Source organism: Aeromonas sp. R6-2 (assembly GCF_040908155.1).
Classification (GTDB): domain Bacteria; phylum Pseudomonadota; class Gammaproteobacteria; order Enterobacterales; family Aeromonadaceae; genus Aeromonas; species Aeromonas schubertii.
In genome coordinates this window covers 176,605-196,827 of record NZ_JBFODE010000029.1, presented here as the reverse complement: position 1 = coordinate 196,827, position 20,223 = coordinate 176,605, and the positions used below count along the sequence as shown (strand labels likewise).

Below are 20,223 nucleotides of genomic sequence, written 5' to 3'. Positions count from 1 at the left end.
CCCTCTTTATGCAAGATGCCCTGGCCTCTTGCAGCCCTTCTCGGCGGAAGTGGCGAAATTGGTAGACGCACCAGATTTAGGTTCTGGCGCCTTAGGCGTGTGGGTTCAAGTCCCTCCTTCCGCACCATGTTTGAAATGAAAGAACCGGATCACTGTCTGTGATCCGGTTTTTTTTATCTCTGTTCTCAGCCACAGACTCCTCGCGAGCTCGTTTTGGCGAGCGAGACAAACAACCCGGCTTGATGCCGGGTTGCTGCGCTGGGTCATTCATCGTCCGGTTCGGCCAGATCGACGATGTCGAGTCGTACCACCTGGGTGTCGCTCTCTTCGTCAGGGGTGGGGGTGGTCGAAGGGGGGTTGGTCATCTAGCTTGCCTCGTCATCGTGGATAAGCAAGCCGGCGGGGTGGATTCCTGCCACCGAGTCACGTCCCTGGGAGCCAGCTCCGGCGTGAGAGCGCGCACATTATCGGGATGACCATGCAGAGTCAAGTGGTTCTGCCTAAAAAATCACCTGGTCAGAGGAGCAGGTAAAAGCAAAAGGCCCTCTCTTTCGAGAGGGCCTTTCGGGGGAATGATGGTCGGCGTGAGAGGATTTGAACCTCCGACCCCTGACACCCCATGACAGTGCGCTACCTGGCTGCGCTACACGCCGACGTGGTCAGCCTTGCTGACGGGGACGAACTCTAAAGGACTCCCTTCTCGAGCGCAAGTCCTTTTTTATCAAGGTCATGCCGTTTGCTTCTTTCTTGTTCAAGGCGCTCAAAACTTGGGTTGTCGAGCCGCTTTTGCCATAATCCCGCGACTCAATCACAGAGCCTGAACCACGAGATGAACGAGAGAGAAGAGTGCCGCGACGAGCGGTGGATGCGTCACGCCATGATGCTGGCCACCCGCGCCGAGGCGATAGGTGAGGTCCCCGTCGGGGCCGTGGTGGTGCTTGGGGAGGAGGTGATAGGGGAAGGGTGGAACCGCTCCATCACCACTCACGATGCCTGTGCCCACGCAGAGGTGATGGCCCTGCGCGCCGCCGGGGAGAAGATGGGCAACTATCGCCTGGTGGGGGCCGAGCTCTTTGTCACCCTGGAGCCCTGCTGCATGTGCGCCGGTGCCCTCATCCATAGCCGGGTTGCCCGGGTGGTCTACGGGGCCTGCGATCCCAAGACCGGAGCCGATACCTCGGTGTTTAATCTGCTGGCCGACCCGCGTCACAATCACCGGCTGACGGTCAGCCGTGGTGTGCTGGGGCAAGCGTGCGCCGCCCAGATCTCCGCCTTCTTTCAGCGTCGTCGCAGCGAGCAGAAAGCGGCGAAGGCGAAGGCCCGCGCTGCGGCACCCTCTGACGAGCAGGGGCTGTGAGCCTTGGCCCCGCATTTTTTGTGCTCTTTATCAGACAATAGGGTCGAGTCGAGGCGGCTTTGGCGCTAAAATCAGGCCTTTTACGCTGTCTGGATCCCGTTTCGTGTCACGCCTCTCCCCCCTGCAATACGATATCCTGACGACCCTGCTGGTTCGCCGTCCCCTCTCCACCACCCGTCTGGTCGCCCTCTTTCCTGCCTGTACCCAGGCGTTGGAGGCCCTGGTCCTCGAGGATCTGGTACGCGAGCGGGGGGAGGGGGTATGGGCCATCTCTGCCCTCGGTACCCTGACGCTGTTGCTGGCTATCCGGGAGGGCGCCGCGCCGGCTCCTCTCTGGCCCGAATCCCTGGGATGGATTGCCGCCCTGCTCGATGGCAAGGCCACTCCTCCCGCCAAATTGCCCCACGCCCTGTTTGAGATGCTCGATGAGAGCGATGCCCTGAGCCTGCTCGAGGGGGCCTCTCCCGCCTGGCAGCAACTGATGATCGACTATTGGTCGGCGCAGGCCCTGCTGGAGGCTCGCCCCATCGAACTGGATGGTCGACGCCTTGGCAAGGGGGCGCAGAGCAGGCTGTCGCTCTGGCTGGAGGAGGAGTCCTGGTGGCTGGCCGACGGTCAGTATCTGCCCCATTGGCCGGATCTGGCCCAGGGCTGGCAGCAGGAGCTCGATCAGGGAGCCTGGGTCCAGCTCGGTGCCCAGCGTCCCCGCGAGCCCCTCTTCTCGGCCCTGGTGTGGCTCGGTGTGCTGCAGCAGCACGATCCGGCCCTGGCCGCCAGCGAGCGCAAGAGCGTGCTGCGTCAGTGTGGCCATCAGGCGGCCCTGCAAGATGCCCTGCGTCAGTGGGATGGCGAGCGCCACTCGGTGGGCTTGTTCGAGATGCTGCAACTGCCCCCCGACGAAGTCTTCTGGGGGCATCTGTGGATCGATCTCTGCGCCATGAGTCGTCATGGGGAGAGTGGCTCTGCCCTGCAGGCCCTGCGCAAGTGGTCCCTCGACGAGCTGCTGGCGGCCTCGCCCCGTCATCGACTGATGGGATTGTGCCAGGATCTGCTGCGCCTGCTCACCGGTCGCCCTGTGGTCGCGGGCCCCCTGGTCGGCATCGACACCTGGCAGGAGGAGGCTGAGCCGCTCAAGCCGGCTGGCTGGCTCAACTGGCTGCAGGGGCTGGGACGCAGTGCCGGTGCCAGCAAGGTCAAGGAGCGGCTGGTGTGGAACCTGCTGCTGGAGGGGCCCACCCTGGAGTGCCGGGTGCAGAAGCTGGGTGTCAAGGGGGAGTGGACCGCCGGGCGGCGGGTCGAGCTGGCGCTGGTCTCTTCCCAATACCCCGCCCTGTTGGGGGAGGAGGACTGGGCCCTGCTGCGCCAGTATGGCAAGGAGGAGCGTCACTGGTCCCACGACTTCTGGACGCTGCTGGCGGCCCATCCTCACCTCTACAACGCCCAGGGGCAACGCCTGCAACTGGCCCTGACCCAGCCCCTCATCTATCTGACTGCTACCGGCCAGGCCCGGCTCTTCCCCGAGGTGGGCAGCGGTGCCAGCATAGTGCCCCTGGCCGGGGATCTGTGGCAGGTGGTGCGCCAACCCGAGTCTCTGCGCGAGTTGCTTCCCGCCGAGCGTCGCTGGCCTGTGGAGCAACTGCCCCGGGTGGCCGAGGCCCTCGGACAGCTCGAGGGGCTGCACTGGTGCTGTGAGGACGCGGCCCTTGGCGGCAATGCCAGGCTGATTCCCTGGCCCGGTGAGGCCGGAGTGCAACTGGACTGGCGCAAGGGGGTGCTGCACCTGGCCTTCGTCACCCAGGGGGAGCAGACCCCGGCGTTGCCACTGGCCCACGGAGATGCGGTGGTACGCAGCGATGTGCGAGGCAATGACTACTGGCAGCGGGATCTGGTGGCCGAGCGCGAGGCATGGCGTGAACTGTGCCAGCGCCTGGCCCTCGATATGCCGCGCCTGAACTGGCAGCTTGAGGAGGAGGCCGCCATCGAGTTTCTCGCCGCTCTCCCCGAGTGGGTGGCCGGTGGCGTGCGAATCTTCTGGCACGAGGAGAGTCAGCGACTGCGCTCCCTCGATGAGACCACCCTGAGCCTGCGGATCGAGCAGCGTCAGGAGTGGTTTTCCCTGGAGGGGAGCCTGGCCCTCGACGAACATCAGGTGCTCGATCTGCGGCTGCTGTTGCGTCAGTTCCGCCCGGGCCAGAAGAGCATCATGCTCGACGAGCAGACCAGCGTCATCATCAGCGACAAGCTCTCGGAGCGGCTCACCCTGCTTGGCGCCATGCTCGATGATGAGCAGAGGGTCAGCCGCCGCCTCGCCTATCCCCTGATGCGCCTGCTCTCGGCGGTCTCGACCCAGGGGGACGAGGCGTGGAATCAACTGCAGGATGAGTGGGCCCAGCCGGCCGAGTGCCCGGATGAGCTGCTCACCCCGCTGCGGGACTATCAACGAGAGGGGGTGCAGTGGATGGCCTCCCTCGCCAGCCACGGTTTTGGCGCCTGCCTCGCCGATGACATGGGCCTTGGCAAGACCCTGCAGGCCCTTACCGTATTGCGACTGCGTGCCAGCGCGGGACCGGCCCTGGTGGTGGTGCCCAAGTCGGTGCTCACCAACTGGCAGGAAGAAGCCGCCCGGTTTGCTCCCGAGCTTGAGATAGTGACCCTGGATCAATCCTGGGGGGGGGCCCATCTGGTGCAGGGGGCCCATGCCGGCCAGGTGGTATTGATCAACTACGGCCTGTTGCCGAGCCTGGGGGATGCCCTGGAGCGGGTGAGCTGGGCCTCTCTGGTGATCGATGAGGCGCAGCAGATCAAGAATGCCGGCACCCAGCGTGCCAAGATCCTGACCCGGCTCGAGGGGGCGTTTCGTCTCGCCCTCTCGGGCACCCCGGTGGAGAACCACCTGGGGGAGCTGTGGAGTCTGTTTGCCTTCATCAACCCGGGCTTGCTTGGCAGCCAGCGTGATTTCAAACGCCGCTTCGGTCGTGCCAGCCGGGATCCCCAGCACATGGCCCTGCTGCGATCGGTCATTCATCCCTTCGTGCTGCGCCGCCTCAAGCAGGAGGTGCTCGCCGAGCTGCCCGAGAAGACCGAGATAGTCCACCACATCACCCTCTCCCAGGCCGAGCGTGAGCTCTATGAGGCGACCCGGCGCGAGGTGGTGCAGCAGATCCAGAGCAGCGACGGGCGAACCCTGATGCATGTGCTCAGCGGATTGACCCGACTGCGCCGCCTCTGTTGTTCGCCGAGCCTGCTACTGCCCGAGTGGCAGGAGGCCAACAGCAAGCTCGACGAGGCGATGGCCCTGCTCGAGGAGGCGATCGACGGGGGCCACAGGGTGTTGGTGTTCAGCCAGTTTGTGGATCTGCTCACCCTGCTGCGTCGCCGGCTGGAGGCGCGGGGTTGGGAGTATTGCTACCTCGATGGGGCCTGCTCCATGAAGGAGCGTCAGCACGCCATCGAACGTTTCAGAAGCGAGTCGGTACCCCTGTTTCTCATCAGCCTCAAGGCGGGGGGCACCGGACTTAACCTGACCCAGGCCGATACCGTGCTGCACCTGGACCCCTGGTGGAATCCGGCGGTAGAGGATCAGGCGAGCGATCGGGCCCACCGCATGGGACAGACTCAGCCGGTGACCGTCTACCGTTTGGTGTGCGAGCAGACGGTCGAGGAGAAAATTGTGGCCCTGCACAGCGAGAAGCGTGCCCTGGCCGACAGCCTGCTGAGCGGCCAGTCCCAGGCCGGGCCACTGGATCTCGAGAGTTTGCGTAATCTGCTGCTGGGGTAGGTCGCCTATTCACTTCCCCGGGAGCGGCTCGTCGCGCACATAGAGGTGCAGTCGCTCTATCAGCAGCCGCTCAGCCCCGCGTCGGTCGTTGCGGGGCTGGCGTGGCTTGTTGGGGTAGTCTCCCAGCGGCTTGGCCTTGAGGGGGGCGTCACTGCAGACGATGAGTGGCAGGCTCGCCTTGACCTGCTGCTTGGCGCTCTCCCTGTCACCCCAACGCAGGTTGGCCATGGGGTGGGTCTTGACCGGACGACGAATGCGCAGCTCGGCCCCCGGGGGGAGGCGCTTTACATCCACTATCTCCCGCTCGACCCGTCCTATCCACTCCTCCTTGCCGATGATGGCCGGCACATATCCCTTGCTGCGCTCGAGCATGGCGATCACCTCCTGACGACCCAGCTTGCGGATAGCCTGCTTGTCGGCCCAGGTAAAACCGATGGTGAGCAGTTCACCACAGTAGAGCGGTAACTGGCGATAGACCTGCAGGGTGATGGTGCCCGGCAGCGCCTGATGGACCAGCTGAAACTTGTCATCCCGCTCTCCCGCCTGCTGCACTTCCTCCTGAAACAACCCCTTGAGGCAGTTGATCCGCTCGATAAGCGGTGCCAGGGTGACGGCCGCCGCGGCCGGGTAGTGGAGCAGGCCCGGCAGCCGCAAGGTGGACTTGGTGGAGCAGCCCGGACGCAGGGTATGCTCGCCAAAGGCGGCGATGGCGGCCGCCCTGGCCTCTTCTCCCTCCAGGGTGGCCACTTCGATGCGCACGATGGGATCTTCTTCTCCCCCCTCCGGTACCGGAGGAAGCGGGTGTACCCTGGCCATTTTCAAGGGGGCCTGGGTAAGCGCCTGGCCGAGCTCGACCAGAGCGCCCTCCAGCTCGTGCATCAGGTGGCGCAGACGGGCGACGGGGGTAAAGGTGACGGGCAGATTGACCGCCTCACCTGTTAAAAAAAGATCGTTTTCCTTTCTTTTCATTAACATGTCTCTGTGGCGCCGCACTCGGGCCGGGAGGGCCGACAGGGAGGGTGGTGCATGCTTCCTGTCATCGAATGCATAGTTAACCACCAAGGTGCCAGCATAAAATGCTGACAGGGTCGTCCTGGCGGCATTGAATAATTAAAGTTCTTTTATATCAATTAATTGCGACCATTTCGAGGGGTGTCATTTGCATTAGTTTTACTAATGGATTGTATTAAAATTCGTCAATTGAGACAGATGAGCCCCTCTCCTAGACTTTGCCGCAACAACACCGAGGAGAATCATCATGGCTGACATCACCTATATCGAAGCCGGTTACGAGCACAAGGGCGAGCAGTCCGTGGTCGCCCGCATCAAACACACCTTGCTGACCTGGCTCGAGCGCAGCCGCAGTCGCCGCCAGCTGGCCGAAATGCCGGAATACCTGCTGCGTGACATCGGCCTGTGCGAGTCCGATCGTTATCAGGAGAGCACCAAGCCGTTCTGGCGTGGTTGATGGTCGGGGCACGGATGCCTCGTCGTTTCATTACTGTTTGATATTCTTGAATAAGTTGTGATGCCTCTGCGCCTGGCCCTATAATCGGCCAAGTTGCGTACAGTGAGGTAAGCATGATCCCCGATCACGACTTTCTGGCCCTGAGCCGCGCCAATGAGTGGCAGCTTGAGCCCTTCTCCTTCTCCCTGCCCCATGGTGACCGCGTCGAAGTGTGGGACACGGGAGTGCTCTGCCTCGAGCCAGCCTCCCCGGGCGCCAAGGCTCTGATCCTCTCCAGCGGCATCCACGGTAACGAGACGGCCCCCATCGAGATCTGCAACGATCTGCTGCGGCGCCTCCTCTCGGGTGAGCTGCGTGCTCGCCACCGTACCCTCTTTCTCTTTGGTAATCCGGCGGCGATGAACCTCGGGGTGCGTGAGGTGGAAGAGAACATGAACCGCCTCTTCTCGGGCGCCCACAGCCGGGGGCCGGGTCTGTGCAACCGTGAGCGGATACGCGCCAAGCGCCTCGAGCAATATGTGGCCCGCTTCTACGAAGGGGCAGGGGAGGTGCGTTGCCACTACGATCTGCACACCGCCATCCGGGGCTCCCGTCACGAAAAGTTTGCCGTCTACCCCTTCCTCGGGGAGGGCCGCGAGTACAGCCAGGAGCAGGTGCGTTTCCTCGGTGCCTGCGGTGTGCGTACCTTTCTTCTCTCCGAGAGTCCCACTACCACCTTCAGCTACTTCAGTGCGCGGGAATTTGGGGCCCATGGCTTCACCGTCGAGCTGGGCAAGGTGCGCCCCTTCGGGGAGAACGACATGACCCGCTTTATCGAGGCCAAGTTGGCCCTCGAGGCGTTGGTGACCCGTGACCAGGTTCCCCTCGAACCCTGGCGTGCCGACGATTTTCTCTTCTTTCGTATCAGCCGGGTCATTAACAAACGCAGCGAGGCGTTTCGTTTTCTGTTTGCCGACGATGTGGAGAACTTTACCGAGTTCCCCCGCGGTTTTCTGCTGGCCGAGGATGGCGAGTTGCGCCACCAGGTCGAGGCCGAGCGTGAGGCGGTGGTCTTCCCCAACGCCAAGGTAGCGGTGGGCCAGCGTACCGTATTGATGGTGGTGCCGACCCGGCTGTGGCCATAAGCCTTCCCTTGTCGAGCGCCTGAGGGCGCTCTTTTTATGGGCGTGTCCCGGGCTTAAGTCGCACCATTTGCGGTATTGACGTGCCAAGATTGATAAAAATTCATTAACTTCACTTTTTTTAAGAACTTTCTACTGGTCTTACCTGGTCGAATCCCTTTGCTTTGTTGTTAACAAGGTATTTACATTCAAGGGGTCATCAGAATCGGTGACGATTTGAACGGCAAGGAGCCAGTTATGACCCATGTCGAGATACCCCTCCTGCGTTACCTCGATGAGGAGGGGCGCCCGGTGGCCGATCTGCCCACCTGGCTGGACAAGGCGTTGGCGCACACCTTCTACCGCAACATGGTGGCGGTGCGCAGCTATGACAAGAAAGCGATCGCTCTGCAGCGAACCGGCAAACTCGGTACCTTCCCCTCCCACCTGGGGGCGGAAGCGGTCGGGATTGGGGTCGGTCTCGCCATGGGGGAGCAGGATGTCTATGTTCCCTACTACCGTGACATGCCCACCCTCTATGTGCGCGGGGTGGGGATGGAGAAGAACCTGCAGTACTGGGGGGGGGATGAGCGTGGCAGCTATTTCACCAAGCGCGACGGTACGCCCTCCGAAGACCTGCCCATCTGTGTTCCCATCGCGACCCAGATCACCCACGCCTGTGGGGTGGCCTCTGCCTTCAAGTTAAGGGGAGAGCCCAGGGTCGCCGTGGTCACCATAGGGGATGGGGGGACCTCCAAGGGGGACTTCCTCGAAGGGCTCAATTGTGCCGGTGTCTGGCACCTGCCCATGGTCATCATCATCAACAACAACCAGTGGGCCATCTCGGTGCCGCGCAAGCTGCAATCGGCCGCGCCCACTCTTGCCCAGAAGGGGATCGGGGCCGGTGTGCACAGCCTGCAGGTGGACGGCAACGACGTAGTGGCCGTCTATGATGCGGTCAAACGGGCACTGGAGCGGGCCCGTACCGGCAAGGGACCGACCCTGATCGAGGCCATCAGCTATCGCCTCGGGGATCACACCACCGCCGACGACGCCACCCGCTATCGGGATGCCCAGGATGTTGAGGCCGCCTGGAACAAGGAGCCGGTCAAGCGGCTGCGCCAGTTCATGGCCGAGCGGGGCTGGTGGAACGAAGAGGCGGAGCAGGCCCTGCTGGCTGAGGCCGGTGCCGAAGTAGAGCAGGCTGTCGCCCGCTACGAGGCGCTGCAGGCCCAGCCGCCCGAGGCCATGCTCGACTACCACTACGCCGAGCTGCCGGCCGAGCTGCTGCCACAGCGTGAGCGCATTATTGCCAAGGCCATACGGATGGAGGCGGGTCATGAGTGAGGTGAGTCTTCTCGAGGCCATCAACATGGCCCTGCATCACGAGATGGAGCATGACCCGGATGTGGTGGTGCTGGGTGAGGATGTGGGGGTCAATGGCGGGGTCTTTCGCGCTACCGTCGGTCTTCGCGACAAGTTCGGCTTCAAACGGGTTATCGACACCCCGCTGGCCGAGGGGTTGATCGCCGGGGTGGCGGTCGGCATGGCCACCCAGGGGCTCAAGCCCGTGGCCGAGTTTCAGTTCCAGGGCTTCATCTTTCCGGGCATGGAGCAGATCATCTGCCAGGCGGCGCGCATGCGCAACCGCACCCGCGGACGCCTGAGCTGCCCCATCGTCTATCGCTCTCCCTACGGGGCCGGCATCCATTCGCCGGAGCACCACAGCGAGAGCATCGAGGCCCTGTTTGCCCACATCCCCGGGCTGCGGGTGGTGATCCCGTCGAGCCCAAGACGGGCCTATGGCCTGCTCCTGTCTGCTATTCGCTGCCCGGATCCCGTGCTCTTCTTCGAGCCCGACCGCATCTATCGTTCGGTCAAGTCACGGGTGGAGGATGACGGAGCCGGTTTGCCGCTGGATGTCTGTTATACCTTGCGCCCGGGGCGTGACATCACGGTCGTGGGATGGGGGGCCTGCCTGCAGGAGATCCAGCGTGCCGCCACCGTGCTGGCCGAGCAGGATATCCAGTGCGAGGTGATCGATCTGGCCACCATCAAGCCGCTGGACATGGCTACCATCCTCGCCTCGGTGCGCAAGACCGGGCGCCTGCTGGTGGTGCACGAGGCATGCGGCAGCTTCGGCGTGGGGGCCGAGATCGTCGCCCGGGTCTGTGAAGAGGCCGCGACCGTCCTCAAGGCCCCCCCCAAGCGCCTGACCGGGGTGGATGCCGCCGTGCCCTACTATCGCAATGAAGCCTATTACCTCATCGACGAGCAGGACATCGTCGATGCGGCGCGCAATCTCATGGAGAGCTGGACATGAAATTCTTCAAGTTACCGGATCTGGGGGAAGGGCTGGCCGAAGCCGAGATCGTCGAGTGGAAAGTCAAGGCCGGGGAACGGGTCGAGGTGGATCAGGTGCTGCTCTCGGTCGAGACGGCCAAGGCGCTGGTAGATGTGCCCTCACCGGTGAGCGGCGTCATCGCCAACCTCTGTGCAAATGAGGGTGACATACTGCACATTGGTGCCCCTCTGGTCGAGTTTGAGGGGGGGGAAGACGATGGCACCGTGGTTGGCAAGGTGCACGGTAGTAGCCAGGTGCTGGAGGATCACTTCGTGGTCGGTGCCGTGGCTGCCGGTGGCAGCCTGACCCAGGCCATGCCGGCGGTGCGCCGGCTCGCCTTGCAGCTGGGGGTCGATGTGGAGCGCCTCAAGGGCAGCGGCCCGGCAGGCCTGGTCACCGAGGCGGATGTACAGCAGGCGTTCGAGGCCCAGGGGGGAAGCCACAACGAGATCCTCAAGGGTGCGCGCCGGGCCATGGCCAAGGCGATGACCCTTTCCCATCAGAGTGTGGTTCCCGTCACCATCACCGATGAGGTGGACTTGCGCGCCTGGCGCAGCGACGAGGATGTCACAGTGCGTCTCATCAGGGGGATCGGGGTGGCATGCCGCGCCGAGCCGTCGATGAATGCCTGGTTCGACGGTGAGACCCTGACCCGCCGCCTGTTTGATGAGGTGAACGTCGCCATTGCCGTCGACTCCCGACACGGTCTCTATGTGCCCGTGATGGAGAACGTGGCCGATCGCGCCGGCGCGGATCTGCGCGGTGGGCTCGATCGCATGATTGCGGACGTGAAGGCGCGCGCCGTGCCGCGAGAGATGTTGCAGGGAGCGACCATCACCCTCACCAACTTCGGTGCCATCGCCGGTCGCTACGCCAGCCCCATCGTGACGCCACCCCAGGTGACCATAGTCGGTGCCGGCAAGTTATTTGAGAAGGTGGTGTTCGTCAACGGTGAGGCGCGCCCGGTGCGAGCGTTACCCCTTTCGGTCACCTTCGATCACCGTGCTTGCACCGGTGGCGAAGCGGCCCGTTTCCTGCGTGCGCTGGTCAATGCGCTCGAGTCGGCAAACGGTTAAATGCTGCCCCGCATTTAAGCGGGGCAGAATTCGTTTGCTAATTGGCCAAGGCCACGTATAATCAACCGAGCTTGAAAAAGGCGTCATTTATGTCAATGAGTTCGATGTTCTGCATCTCTTCCTGTTGTTCATAAGTCACTCCCGTTTCGAAGCTTTGTCCGCCGAAAGGCACGAGTTATTTTTGAATACAGGTTTAAAAGATATGTCTAACATGATCACCGGTACCGTTAAGTTCTTCAACGAAACCAAGGGCTTCGGCTTCATCCAGCAAGAAAACGGCCCGGACGTGTTCGTACACTTCAGCGCCATCCAAGGCAACGGTTTCCGTACCCTGGCTGAAGGCCAGCGTGTACAGTTCTCCGTGACCCAAGGCCAGAAAGGCCCGCAGGCTGAGAACGTAACTGCTCTGTAATTGCACAGAATTTAAAAAAGCCGCTGCCTGGCAGCGGCTTTTTGTTTGTCCTCTTTCGGGGGAAAAGAGAGAGGGGGTCGCATTGCGACCCCCTCTTTTATTCGTTTTCAGGCCCCTTTCAAGGCGGCCAGCAGATGCTGAAGGTGTTCGAGTTGGGTGCGGCCGAAGGGGGTGAGATAGCCGCCATCGGGAGAGGCGATCAGGCCACGATCGTAGAGTCGGCGCGCCGCATCATGCAGTCCCTGGGGGCTCTCCTTGTGCAGTTTGACCCCTTGATCCAGATTGGCCGGGTCGTAGCAGGCGAGCACTTTGAGCTCATCGACCAGTTCGTGGGAGATGTGGTTAATGCCAAGCATGGCGTTACTCCTTAAATGGGATCCTGTGGGCACCTTAGCACCCCGAGCGCGGGTGGAATGAGGGCTGCCTCAAACTATTGCAGATGTCCGGTGCGATCGCTGCTTTATTGACCCGTCGCGGGCCGGGTGTGCGGGCTTTCATGCTATGATGCCCCCCTCGACGAATTCCGGAGTCTTCCATGCCTCGTATCGTGCTGGTTTCCCTCTTGCATCAGCTCTCCCCCCGTTTTCCCCACTACGCCAATTCGCGGCTGATCAAGCAGCTGGACATTCATGGCGGCCGCCTCTGGCTTCCCCCCCTCGGGAGCGCCGATGTGAGGGCGTTGCGCCAGGGGGCCGGTGCGCGCACGGTGAACGAACTGCCGGATCTCAAGGGGGGGTGGAGCTCCGTTACCCCGGTGGCCAAGAGCCGGGACGAGGGAGTGGTGGCGCTCGCCCAGTACGATGAGGAGCTGCTCGGTAACCTCGACATCTATTGGCAGTCACCGGAGAAGATCAATCGCCCCATCACCGACAACCTGTTCGAGCTGCGTCGTGAGCTGGTGGATGAGGCCATGCCCATGCTGAAGAAGGGGTGGCAGCTGGGGCTCGAGGCCCGTCTCAAAGGGATTCTGAGCGCGGCTCGGGGCGGCGAGGATCAGTTGGTGTTTGCCGAGGTGGAGTGTGCTTACTGGTTGCGCAGCCGTCTCTGTGAAGAGGCTGGCATCGAGCTGGTATGGCCCGAGATCGCCGGCTGATCTGGACAAGGGGACGGGGTCGTGTGACCATAGCGCCCCGATTTTCTCCTCCTTAAACGGATGGCCACCATGAGCTACACCCTGACCGATACCGAGCGCAATGCGGCGCTCAGCCTCAACGCCGACTATCGCTACGATCACTTCATCACCAAGCTGGTGGAGCACGGTGAGCTCTACGTGCTGACCGATGAGCACGGCGTCATGATGCTGACCACCGAGGATGAGGACTGCATTCCGGTGTGGCCGCACCCCGAATACGCCGAGGCGTGGGCCGACGGCGAATGGGCGGATTGCAAGCCCCAGGCCATCACCCTCAAGGTGTGGATGGATCGCTGGATCGCCGGCATGGAAGAGGACGAGCTGTGCGTGGCCGTGTTCCCGACCGTCGATCAGGAAGGGATCGTGGTCGAGCCGGGCGAAGTGGCCGATGCCATCGAGAAGAAGCAGGCCAAGCGCACCAAGTAAGCGTCACCGCCCATCAAATGCCCCGCATCGCGGGGCTTTTTTGTGCTCGTCACTTGTGGCGATAGGTCTCGTCGACCCGGGTGACTGGCTCGAAGGCTCTGCCCTCCTTGATGGCGGCACGGGTCTCCTCCTTGACTCTGGGGTCGATCCAGAACAGCCCCCCGTAACTATATCCTGAGCTGGCGCCGTCAAGGGGCCAGTAGAGAGTATCGGATTGGGGCGTACCCGGGACCTTGGGCAGGCGTACCCAGCGCCAGGCTCCCTCTCGGGTGTAGGGTACCTGATAGGCGGGGACGAAGCTGGCAAGCTCATAGAGGCGTGCCTGGATCTGGCGGGAGAGCTCGGCCTTCCTGGCAAAGTCGAACTCCTTGTCGTAGCGCTCCACCAGGGCCGTCATGGTCTCGTCGTCGATATTCATGATGTTGTTGGTCTGGCTCTGGTGGGCATTCACCTTGTGGAAGAACTCCCAATAGGCCGGATAGCGGCTACCCGACCAGGCCATCCAGGCACTCTGGTGCTTCTTCTCGCGCATCGCCTTGAAGCCGGCGGAGGCATCCATCAGGTTGAGTTCGATGCCGAGCCCGGCCTTCTTGGCCTCTTCCCGCAGCAGGGTCAGGCGCTGGGTGTGCTCGCCGGTGGTGTAGGTGACGGTGAGAGTCAGCGGTGTGCCGGCGGCGTTGCGCAGTATGCCGTCTGGCCCCGGCCGGTCGAAGCCTGCCTTGGCAAACTCGGCGCGCGCCAGCTTGGGATCGAACGGGCGGGCCCTGAGGTCTGTGTTGGTGAAAAGGCCCTGGCCACTGCCGTAGCTGTTGAGGCGCTGGTAGTCGCCGCGCAGCAGCTGATTCAACATCTTGTCGACATTGAGGGCGTAGTGGATGCCGGTGCGTACATGGATATTGCCCAGCAGGGGATCGTCATTGTTGAGGTAGAGTCCCATGGGGGATTGGGGTGTCTGGTTATAGAGCCAGGTGCGCTCTATGTACCCCTTCCTGAACTCGGCAGTCTTGCTCTTGTCGTGCCACCAGGCCGGGATCACCATGGTGAAGGTATCGATATCCCCGCGCAGAAAGTGCTGCCAGGCGATGTTGATGTCGCGCAGCACCAACACCCGCACCTGATCGACATTGAAGCGGTGCTGGAAGTAGCGCTCATTCTGCCCCCACCAGTTTTTCACCTTGCTGAAGGTGATCGATTTTCCCTTCTTCACCTCGCTGATGCGATAGGCACCGCTCACCGGCAGCACGGTCCAGTTGGTCTTCTTCACCCAATCCGGGGTGAGGGTGATGGCATGGCTCGGCTCCGGCGAGAAGGGGAGTGAGTCGAGCAGATCTTCACGGCTCTTCTCGGTGCCGCTGGTGATGGAGAGGGTGCGATCGTCAAACTTGGTCACGTCCACTATCTGGGTCGAGTAGTAGTTGTTGTACCAGGGATCACCAATCTCCTTGCCGCGCAGCATCTTCAGGGTAAACAGGAAGTCGTCGGCGGTGATGGGCTCGCCGTCGGACCAGGTCGCCTTGGGGTTGATGCGAAAATACATGGTCTTGTGATCGCTGCCAAATGCCCACTGGCTGGCGATCATCGGTATTGGCTTGCCGCTGACGGGATGGCTCGCCAGCAGTGGCAGCCGACCGTCGCGCAGGAAGGCGGCGAAGCCGCCGTTGGCATCCGGTCCATAGTTACGAAAGGTCAGGGGAAAGCTGGTCATGAAGGTGGTGAAGACCCCGCCCGGGATGGCGGCCGGATCGGCGAAGGTGGTGTCGTTGTCGTTAGTCTCCCAGACCAGATCGGGGGGGAGGGTGGCGCTCCAGCCGAGGCTGGCCCAGCAGAGGGCCAGAGCGGCAGTCAAACGGGGAAGAGAGAGAGGCATATCCATTGCTCACTGGTGAAAACGAGTCCCCATGATGAGCAGTCGACGGGCCCCGGTCAATCAAGCTGACTCAGGCGGTGACCAGAGAGAGGATGGTGCCCTGCGCCGCGAGTTCATGACGCATGGCCTGGGGGAGGGCATCGTCGGTGACTACTCTGGCGATGGGACCTGCATCGAGGCGGTATGGCTGGATCGCCCCAAATTTGCTGCTGTCGGTGATAACGATGTTCTCGACCCCCTTGGCCAGAACGGCATTGACCACTTCACAGCGCATGGCGTCGCGGCTGGTGAAGCCACTCTCCCGTTGAAACCCGTCCACACCGACGAAGGCCCTGGCGAAGTGCACCTGCTCGATGCAGACCCGGGTGAGGGGGCCGACCACGCTCTCGCTTTCGTGCTGATAGAGGCCGCCGAGCAGGATCACCTGGGCGTCCGTCTCCTTGAGCAGGTGGGCGATATAGCTGCTTACCGTGATGATGGTGACCCGCTTGCGCCTGGCCAGATGGCGGGCCAGCAGGGCGTTGGCGCTCCCCCCTTCGATAAAGACGGTTTCTCCCTCTTCCACCAGCTGAGCCGCGCGTTCGGCGAGGCGCTCCTTGAGGGGGTAGTTGATGCTGATGCGGGCGTCCAGGGCATCGGTCTCGGTTGCGACGGCAAAGCCGTGTACCCGCCTGAGCAGGCCCAGCTTCTCGAGGGCATTGAGATCGCCCCGTATGGTTACCTCAGAGACGCCGGTATGGCGTGCCAATTCGGCCACGCTCATCTTGCGGGCCTGATGGACCAGGGTGAGGATCTGTTGATGGCGTGGATTCATAGGGTCACTCGGTTTAGGGCTCCCATACCGTCATGGCGGCCGTGGCCGCCATGAAGACCCGACCTTGGGTCTAGAGGGTATGCTCGGTGCGGGCGATGATATCATCCTGCGCCTCGGGCGATAAGGCGGTAAAGAAGGCCGAGTAGCCGGCTACCCGCACCACCAGATCCCGATAGCGATCCGGATCTGCCTTGGCCGCCAGCAGGGTGTCTCGCGAGACGATGTTGTATTGCACGTGCCACCCCCGGTGCACCTCGAAGAAGGTGCGCAGTAGCGCCATCAGCTTCTGTTTGTCGGTCTCATGGGCCAGGCTGGCGGGGCTCAGCTTCTGGTTGAGCAGCACGCCACCGAGGATGGCGCCGGTCGGCAGCTTGCCCACCGAGTTGAACACCGCCGTCGGCCCCAGTCGGTCAGAACCTGACGCAGGGCTCGCCCCCTCGGCCAGGGGAGTGCCGGCGTGACGCCCGTCCGGGGTGGCGGGGGTGGCGGCGCCGAAGGGCACGTTGGCCGAGATGGAGGAGGTGCCGGCATAGTAGGTGCCGCCGATCGGGCCACGTCCGAAGCGGGTGTTGTGCAGCCCCGCCAGCTCATCCAGGTAGCTCTGGTAGGCGCGCACCAGCAGGGGGTCGACCCCGTCGTCGTCGTTGCCGTACTTGGGGGCCCCGTGTTGCAGTCGCTGGCGCAGCAGCTCTCCGTCGGGGCCGGCAAAGTCCTGCTCGAGGGCGGTGGCGAGGGCCTGCTGGCTCACGCTCTCCTGCTCGAACACCAGGCGCCGGATTGCCGCCAGGCTGTTGCCGAGATTGGCGATCCCCACCTGCAGCCCCGATACCCAGTCGTAGACGGCGCCCCCCTGCTTGATGGTCTTGCCCCGCTCGATGCAGTCGTCCACCAGGGCCGAGCAGAGGATGTCGTGGGCCTGCTGCTCGAGCACGGTGTCGACCACACAGTCGATTTCCACCGACTTGCGGGCGAAGTAGCGCACCTGGCGATCCCAGCTTGCCATCACCTCGTCAAACGAGGCGAAGCTCCCCTCACTCAGGCGCCGCGCCTCGGGCAAGAAGACCCGCTTGGTATTGGCATCGCGTCCACCATCCAGGGCCGCGAGCAGGATGCGGGCGAAGTTGATAAAACTCATGCCGGTGCAGCGATAGCCCCACCTGCCCGGCACCGCCGTCTCGATGCAGCCGATGGCCGCATAGTGGTGGGCATCCTCTTCACTCACCCCGAGACGAATAAACTCCGGGATCACCCGCTCGTCGTTGTTGAAGGCCGGCATGCCGAAGCCACAGCGGATCACCTGCAGGCAGGCCTCCAGGAAGTCGTCGCTCATGCCGGCGTGGTAGCGCACCGAGAGGTTGGGCTGGGTCGAACGCAGCCGGCCGCAGGACTCGAGGATGGCGTAGGAGAGGCCATTGACGGCATCAAGGGCCTGCCCATTGACCCAGTTCTGGCCGCCGATGGTGACGTTTTGGTAAAGGGGGCTGCCGGCGGAGGCCTTGGAGTGGGAGCCGGAGCGGATCTTGTTGACCTCGAGCAGCTTGAGCCAGCAACTCTGCAGCAGCTCCAGGGCGTGCTCCCGGGGGAGGGTCTTACCGAGCTCAACCTCGCGGCGGTACCAGGGGTAGAGGTATTGATCCATGCGGCCGAAGGAGACCGAGTGTCCGTTGGACTCTATCTGTAGCAGCAACTGGATGAAGTAACAGAGCTGCAGCGCCTGCCAGAAGGTTTCGGGAGGGCGGTGGGCAATGTGGGCGCAGTTGGCGGCGATCTGGCGCAGCTCGCCCTGTCGCCAGGGGCGCGTCTCGGTGCTGGCCATCTCGGCGGCGAGGCGGGCGTAGCGTTTTATCTGCTCGCTCACCGCCGTCAGGGTAATGGCCACCGCCTGCAAGAACTGCTCGCGTTCGAGATCGCCCTGATCGCTTAAATCCAGCCGGGTGCGGCGCGCGGCGATCTTGTCGGCGAGGCCATCGACTCCCAGGGTGAGCAGGGTCGGGTAGTCGACCGCCAGGTGGGCATCCCCCGAGGTCATGTTGCCCTCGGCCTTGATGATGCCGCTCTCCAGCAGCGCTTTTTGCTCGTCGGTGAAGATGCCGAGGCAGCGATCCTGTACGGTGCGGCCACGCCAGAAGGGGATGAGGGCGTGGATCGTCAGCTTGTCCGCCTCGCTCACGGCGAAACCGGCGCCGGGACGGTCGGCCAACTCGTCGATCTCCTTTTCAATCCAGCCCACCGTGTATTCGGGAAAGAGCGGCGCGGCGCGCACCTGGCTTGCCTGGTTACCGACGATGAGCTCATCGTGGTCGATCCACAGGGTTCGCTCGCGCAGGTGGTGGGCCAGGGCCAGAGCTCGGCGCACCGGCAACGGGCGTGCGGCGTGGGTCTGGTAGGCCTCGGTATAGTGGCGGGCGCGCTCGGTGCAGAGCGGCGGGCGAGTGATGTGGACGAGGCGCGCCTTGTGGGTACGAATGCGGTCACTGAGGGTGGTGAGATCGAGCTGGGTCATGGTCTTATCCTCGCAAGACAGGGGTGAGGTGGTGGCGTTTGGCCTCGGCCTCGGCGAAGGCAAGCAGGGCCGGATCATCGAGGGGGGTGAGCGGGGCCCGGTAGGGGAGGCCGAGCTGGGCGTATTTGCCCATGCCCAGGATGTGGTAGGGGAGAAAGTGGATCTCGCGTACCGTGCCGAGCCGGGCTGCGGCGGCGACGATGGCACTCACACTGGCACGGTCGGCATTGAAGCCCGGGATCAGGGGTACCCGGATCTGCATCGGCACCCCCTCGGCGGCCAGGCGTGCCAGGTTGTCGAGCACCCGGCTGGCATGGCCGCCGGTCCACTGGTGAAAAGCGGGCTCCTCTACGTGCTTGAGGTCGGCCAGCAGCAGATCCAGGTAAGGCAGACTGGGGGCAATGTGGGACCAGGGAATGTGCAGGCAGCTCTCTACCGCCGTGTGGATCCCCGCCTCCTTGCAGGCGGCGAGCAGGTCGCGGCAGAGGATATGCTGCAGGAAGGGGTCGCCTCCGGAGAGGGTGACGCCCCCGCCGCTGCGCTCGAAGAAGGGGCGGTCACGCAGCACCCTGGCCAGCAAGGTTGCCACCGGTTGACGCTCACCGCAGACGCGCAGCGCTTCGCTCGGACAGAGGCCACGCAGGCGCTCGGCTGCCTCCTGGCCGGGTCGAGTGAGTCTGCGTGGGCCCTCGCTGTCACGCACGATTGCCTCGGGGCAAGCGTCGGCGCAACGCCGGCAGCCCTCGATGCAGCGTTCCGGCTCGAGTAGGATGTCGGGGCCGGGCGCGCGGCTCTCCGGGTTTTGACACCAGCGACAGGCGAGGGGGCACCCCTTGAAGAAGACGAGCGTACGGATCCCGGGGCCGTCGTGGGTCGAATAGCGTTGCAGGTCGAAGATCATGGGGCCTCCTTGTGTCTTTATCTTCATCTTTCGTTCGAAAGCTGGCTTGATCTAGATCATTAAAATGTGCGATGCCTTGGGCCAAGATGTGCCCGGTTGTTTCGCTTCTGAAGGGAGAAAAAGATGGAGCTCTATCTCGATACTGCCGACCTGGCCGCCGTGCGCCGCTGGGCCCGCATCCTGCCGCTGGCCGGCGTTACGACCAACCCGTCCATCGTGGCGCGTGCCGGTTTGCCGCTGCGCGAGTTGCTGCCGGCCCTGCGCGATCTGCTGGGGCCCAAGGCGCGACTGTTTGCCCAGGTGATGGAAAAAGGGGAGACAGAGATGGTGCGCGAGGCCTTTGCCTTGCGCGAGCTGGACCCGGACCTGGTCATCAAGGTGCCGGTGTGCGAGGAGGGACTGGCGGCGATCAAATGTCTGGCCGGCAATGGGGTGCCGACCCTGGGCACTGCCGTCTACACCCCGCAGCAGGGGTGGCTGGCGGCGCTGGCCGGCGCTCACTACGTCGCACCTTACGTCAATCGCCTCGACGCCCAGGGTGGGGATGGTCTCAAGACGGTCGATGAGCTGCAGCGCTTGCTGGCCCTGCACGTGCCGGGCAGCAAGGTGCTTGCCGCTTCGTTCAGAACGCCGCGTCAGGCTCTCGATTGCCTGCTGGTGGGGTGTCAGTCCATCACACTGCCGGTCGATGTGGCCGAACAACTGCTGGCCGTGCCGGCAGTGGAGGAGGCCATCGCCCGTTTCGATGCCGACTGGCGGGGAGCGTTTGGAGGCTGATCTCCCTTTGTGATACGCCCCTCGTCGGGGGGGCGTATCAACGGCTAATCTTGAGGAAGAGCAACCTCAAGGAGGCCGGTATGAGCGAGCATACTCTACTTCCCCATGGGGAAGACTTGCGACGGGCCGTGCGTTGGCTCAATGAACAGCACCGCTACGACGGGCATGCCATCGAGGAGGCGAGTCAGCGTTTCTGCCTCTCGCCTCTGGATGAGGAGTTTTTGTTGCAACACTGGCTGCAACCCGGCGCCGATGCCGGGCGCTGAGC

Annotated in this window: 18 protein-coding genes and 2 tRNA genes; 13 read left to right on the top strand and 7 right to left on the bottom strand. The window is 63.3% G+C overall.

All coding sequences use genetic code 11. The features are described 5' to 3' along the window. Nucleotides 1–43: 43 nt before the first annotated feature. Nucleotides 44–127 (top strand) — tRNA-Leu (locus tag AB5Y48_RS05665). A gap of 449 nt (nucleotides 128–576) precedes the next feature. On the opposite strand, the gene AB5Y48_RS05660 is transcribed toward AB5Y48_RS05665, so the two are convergent. Beyond that, nucleotides 577–653 (bottom strand) — tRNA-Pro (locus tag AB5Y48_RS05660). 176 nt (nucleotides 654–829) lie between these two features. On the opposite strand from AB5Y48_RS05660, the gene tadA reads away from it, so the two are divergent. Next, nucleotides 830–1,357 carry a tRNA adenosine(34) deaminase TadA gene (gene tadA / locus AB5Y48_RS05655; RefSeq protein ID WP_224159868.1) on the top strand — a complete coding sequence of 176 codons (528 nt, stop codon included), beginning with the start codon at nucleotides 830–832 and terminating at the stop codon, nucleotides 1,355–1,357. 103 nt (nucleotides 1,358–1,460) lie between these two features. Further along, nucleotides 1,461–5,135 (top strand): SNF2-related protein, encoded by a 3,675-nt coding sequence (locus tag AB5Y48_RS05650; RefSeq protein ID WP_368163968.1) that lies wholly within the window; start codon nucleotides 1,461–1,463, stop codon nucleotides 5,133–5,135. A 9-nt stretch (nucleotides 5,136–5,144) separates the two neighbouring features. Here the strand turns inward: AB5Y48_RS05650 and AB5Y48_RS05645 are convergent, their stop codons facing one another. Continuing rightward, on the bottom strand, nucleotides 5,145–6,104 hold the full coding sequence (locus AB5Y48_RS05645; protein ID WP_368163967.1) for a DNA replication terminus site-binding protein: 960 nt from the start codon (nucleotides 6,102–6,104) through the stop codon (nucleotides 5,145–5,147). A gap of 289 nt (nucleotides 6,105–6,393) precedes the next feature. Between AB5Y48_RS05645 and AB5Y48_RS05640 the strand changes: the two genes are divergently transcribed. The 6 genes from AB5Y48_RS05640 to AB5Y48_RS05615 all read left to right on the top strand — a co-directional run bounded on the left by AB5Y48_RS05640 (nucleotide 6,394) and on the right by AB5Y48_RS05615 (nucleotide 11,535). Further along, entirely contained in the window at nucleotides 6,394–6,603 is a 210-nt protein-coding gene (locus AB5Y48_RS05640) for a DUF1127 domain-containing protein (RefSeq protein ID WP_050664659.1), read from the top strand. Nucleotides 6,604–6,716: 113 nt separating this feature from the next. Beyond that, nucleotides 6,717–7,727 carry a succinylglutamate desuccinylase gene (gene astE, locus AB5Y48_RS05635; RefSeq protein WP_368163966.1) on the top strand — a complete coding sequence of 337 codons (1,011 nt, stop codon included), beginning with the start codon at nucleotides 6,717–6,719 and terminating at the stop codon, nucleotides 7,725–7,727. A 234-nt stretch (nucleotides 7,728–7,961) separates the two neighbouring features. Beyond that, the gene (gene pdhA / locus AB5Y48_RS05630) at nucleotides 7,962–9,050 is read left to right on the top strand and encodes a pyruvate dehydrogenase (acetyl-transferring) E1 component subunit alpha (protein WP_368163965.1); all 1,089 of its coding nucleotides are present in this window, start codon (nucleotides 7,962–7,964) and stop codon (nucleotides 9,048–9,050) included. After that, nucleotides 9,043–10,026, top strand: a complete 984-nt coding sequence (locus AB5Y48_RS05625; RefSeq protein WP_050664662.1) for an alpha-ketoacid dehydrogenase subunit beta — start codon at nucleotides 9,043–9,045, stop codon at nucleotides 10,024–10,026. Before pdhA ends, AB5Y48_RS05625 begins: the two co-directional genes overlap by 8 nt. Next, nucleotides 10,023–11,123, top strand: coding sequence for a dihydrolipoamide acetyltransferase family protein (locus AB5Y48_RS05620; RefSeq protein WP_224159871.1), 1,101 nt, complete (start codon nucleotides 10,023–10,025; stop codon nucleotides 11,121–11,123). The genes AB5Y48_RS05625 and AB5Y48_RS05620 overlap by 4 nt, the downstream gene beginning before the upstream one ends. A gap of 202 nt (nucleotides 11,124–11,325) precedes the next feature. Further along, nucleotides 11,326–11,535 carry a cold-shock protein gene (locus AB5Y48_RS05615; protein WP_005302803.1) on the top strand — a complete coding sequence of 70 codons (210 nt, stop codon included), beginning with the start codon at nucleotides 11,326–11,328 and terminating at the stop codon, nucleotides 11,533–11,535. 107 nt (nucleotides 11,536–11,642) lie between these two features. Here AB5Y48_RS05615 and AB5Y48_RS05610 read toward each other — a convergent pair whose 3' ends face one another. Then, nucleotides 11,643–11,891 (bottom strand): TIGR02647 family protein, encoded by a 249-nt coding sequence (locus AB5Y48_RS05610; protein WP_050664664.1) that lies wholly within the window; start codon nucleotides 11,889–11,891, stop codon nucleotides 11,643–11,645. 179 nt (nucleotides 11,892–12,070) lie between these two features. Between AB5Y48_RS05610 and AB5Y48_RS05605 the strand changes: the two genes are divergently transcribed. Beyond that, a complete protein-coding gene (locus tag AB5Y48_RS05605; RefSeq protein ID WP_050664665.1) occupies nucleotides 12,071–12,628 on the top strand; it encodes a hypothetical protein in 558 nt (185 codons plus the stop codon). A 69-nt stretch (nucleotides 12,629–12,697) separates the two neighbouring features. Beyond that, entirely contained in the window at nucleotides 12,698–13,093 is a 396-nt protein-coding gene (locus AB5Y48_RS05600; RefSeq protein ID WP_136613830.1) for a DUF2750 domain-containing protein, read from the top strand. Nucleotides 13,094–13,142: 49 nt separating this feature from the next. Here the strand turns inward: AB5Y48_RS05600 and AB5Y48_RS05595 are convergent, their stop codons facing one another. The 4 genes from AB5Y48_RS05595 to AB5Y48_RS05580 form a co-directional block, all read right to left on the bottom strand. Further along, complete coding sequence (locus tag AB5Y48_RS05595) at nucleotides 13,143–14,960, bottom strand: extracellular solute-binding protein (protein WP_368163964.1); 1,818 nt, start codon at nucleotides 14,958–14,960, stop codon at nucleotides 13,143–13,145. 70 nt (nucleotides 14,961–15,030) lie between these two features. Continuing rightward, entirely contained in the window at nucleotides 15,031–15,774 is a 744-nt protein-coding gene (locus AB5Y48_RS05590) for a DNA-binding transcriptional regulator YciT (protein ID WP_050664667.1), read from the bottom strand. 70 nt (nucleotides 15,775–15,844) lie between these two features. Beyond that, entirely contained in the window at nucleotides 15,845–18,277 is a 2,433-nt protein-coding gene (locus AB5Y48_RS05585; protein WP_368163963.1) for a formate C-acetyltransferase/glycerol dehydratase family glycyl radical enzyme, read from the bottom strand. 4 nt (nucleotides 18,278–18,281) lie between these two features. Continuing rightward, nucleotides 18,282–19,178, bottom strand: a complete 897-nt coding sequence (locus AB5Y48_RS05580; RefSeq protein ID WP_368163962.1) for a glycyl-radical enzyme activating protein — start codon at nucleotides 19,176–19,178, stop codon at nucleotides 18,282–18,284. Nucleotides 19,179–19,301: 123 nt separating this feature from the next. On the opposite strand from AB5Y48_RS05580, the gene fsa reads away from it, so the two are divergent. Together fsa and AB5Y48_RS05570 are read left to right on the top strand one after the other, a co-directional pair. Continuing rightward, nucleotides 19,302–19,955, top strand: coding sequence for a fructose-6-phosphate aldolase (gene fsa / locus AB5Y48_RS05575; protein ID WP_368163961.1), 654 nt, complete (start codon nucleotides 19,302–19,304; stop codon nucleotides 19,953–19,955). Nucleotides 19,956–20,035: 80 nt separating this feature from the next. Further along, a complete protein-coding gene (locus AB5Y48_RS05570; RefSeq protein WP_050664671.1) occupies nucleotides 20,036–20,221 on the top strand; it encodes a hypothetical protein in 186 nt (61 codons plus the stop codon). Nucleotides 20,222–20,223 lie beyond the last annotated feature (2 nt).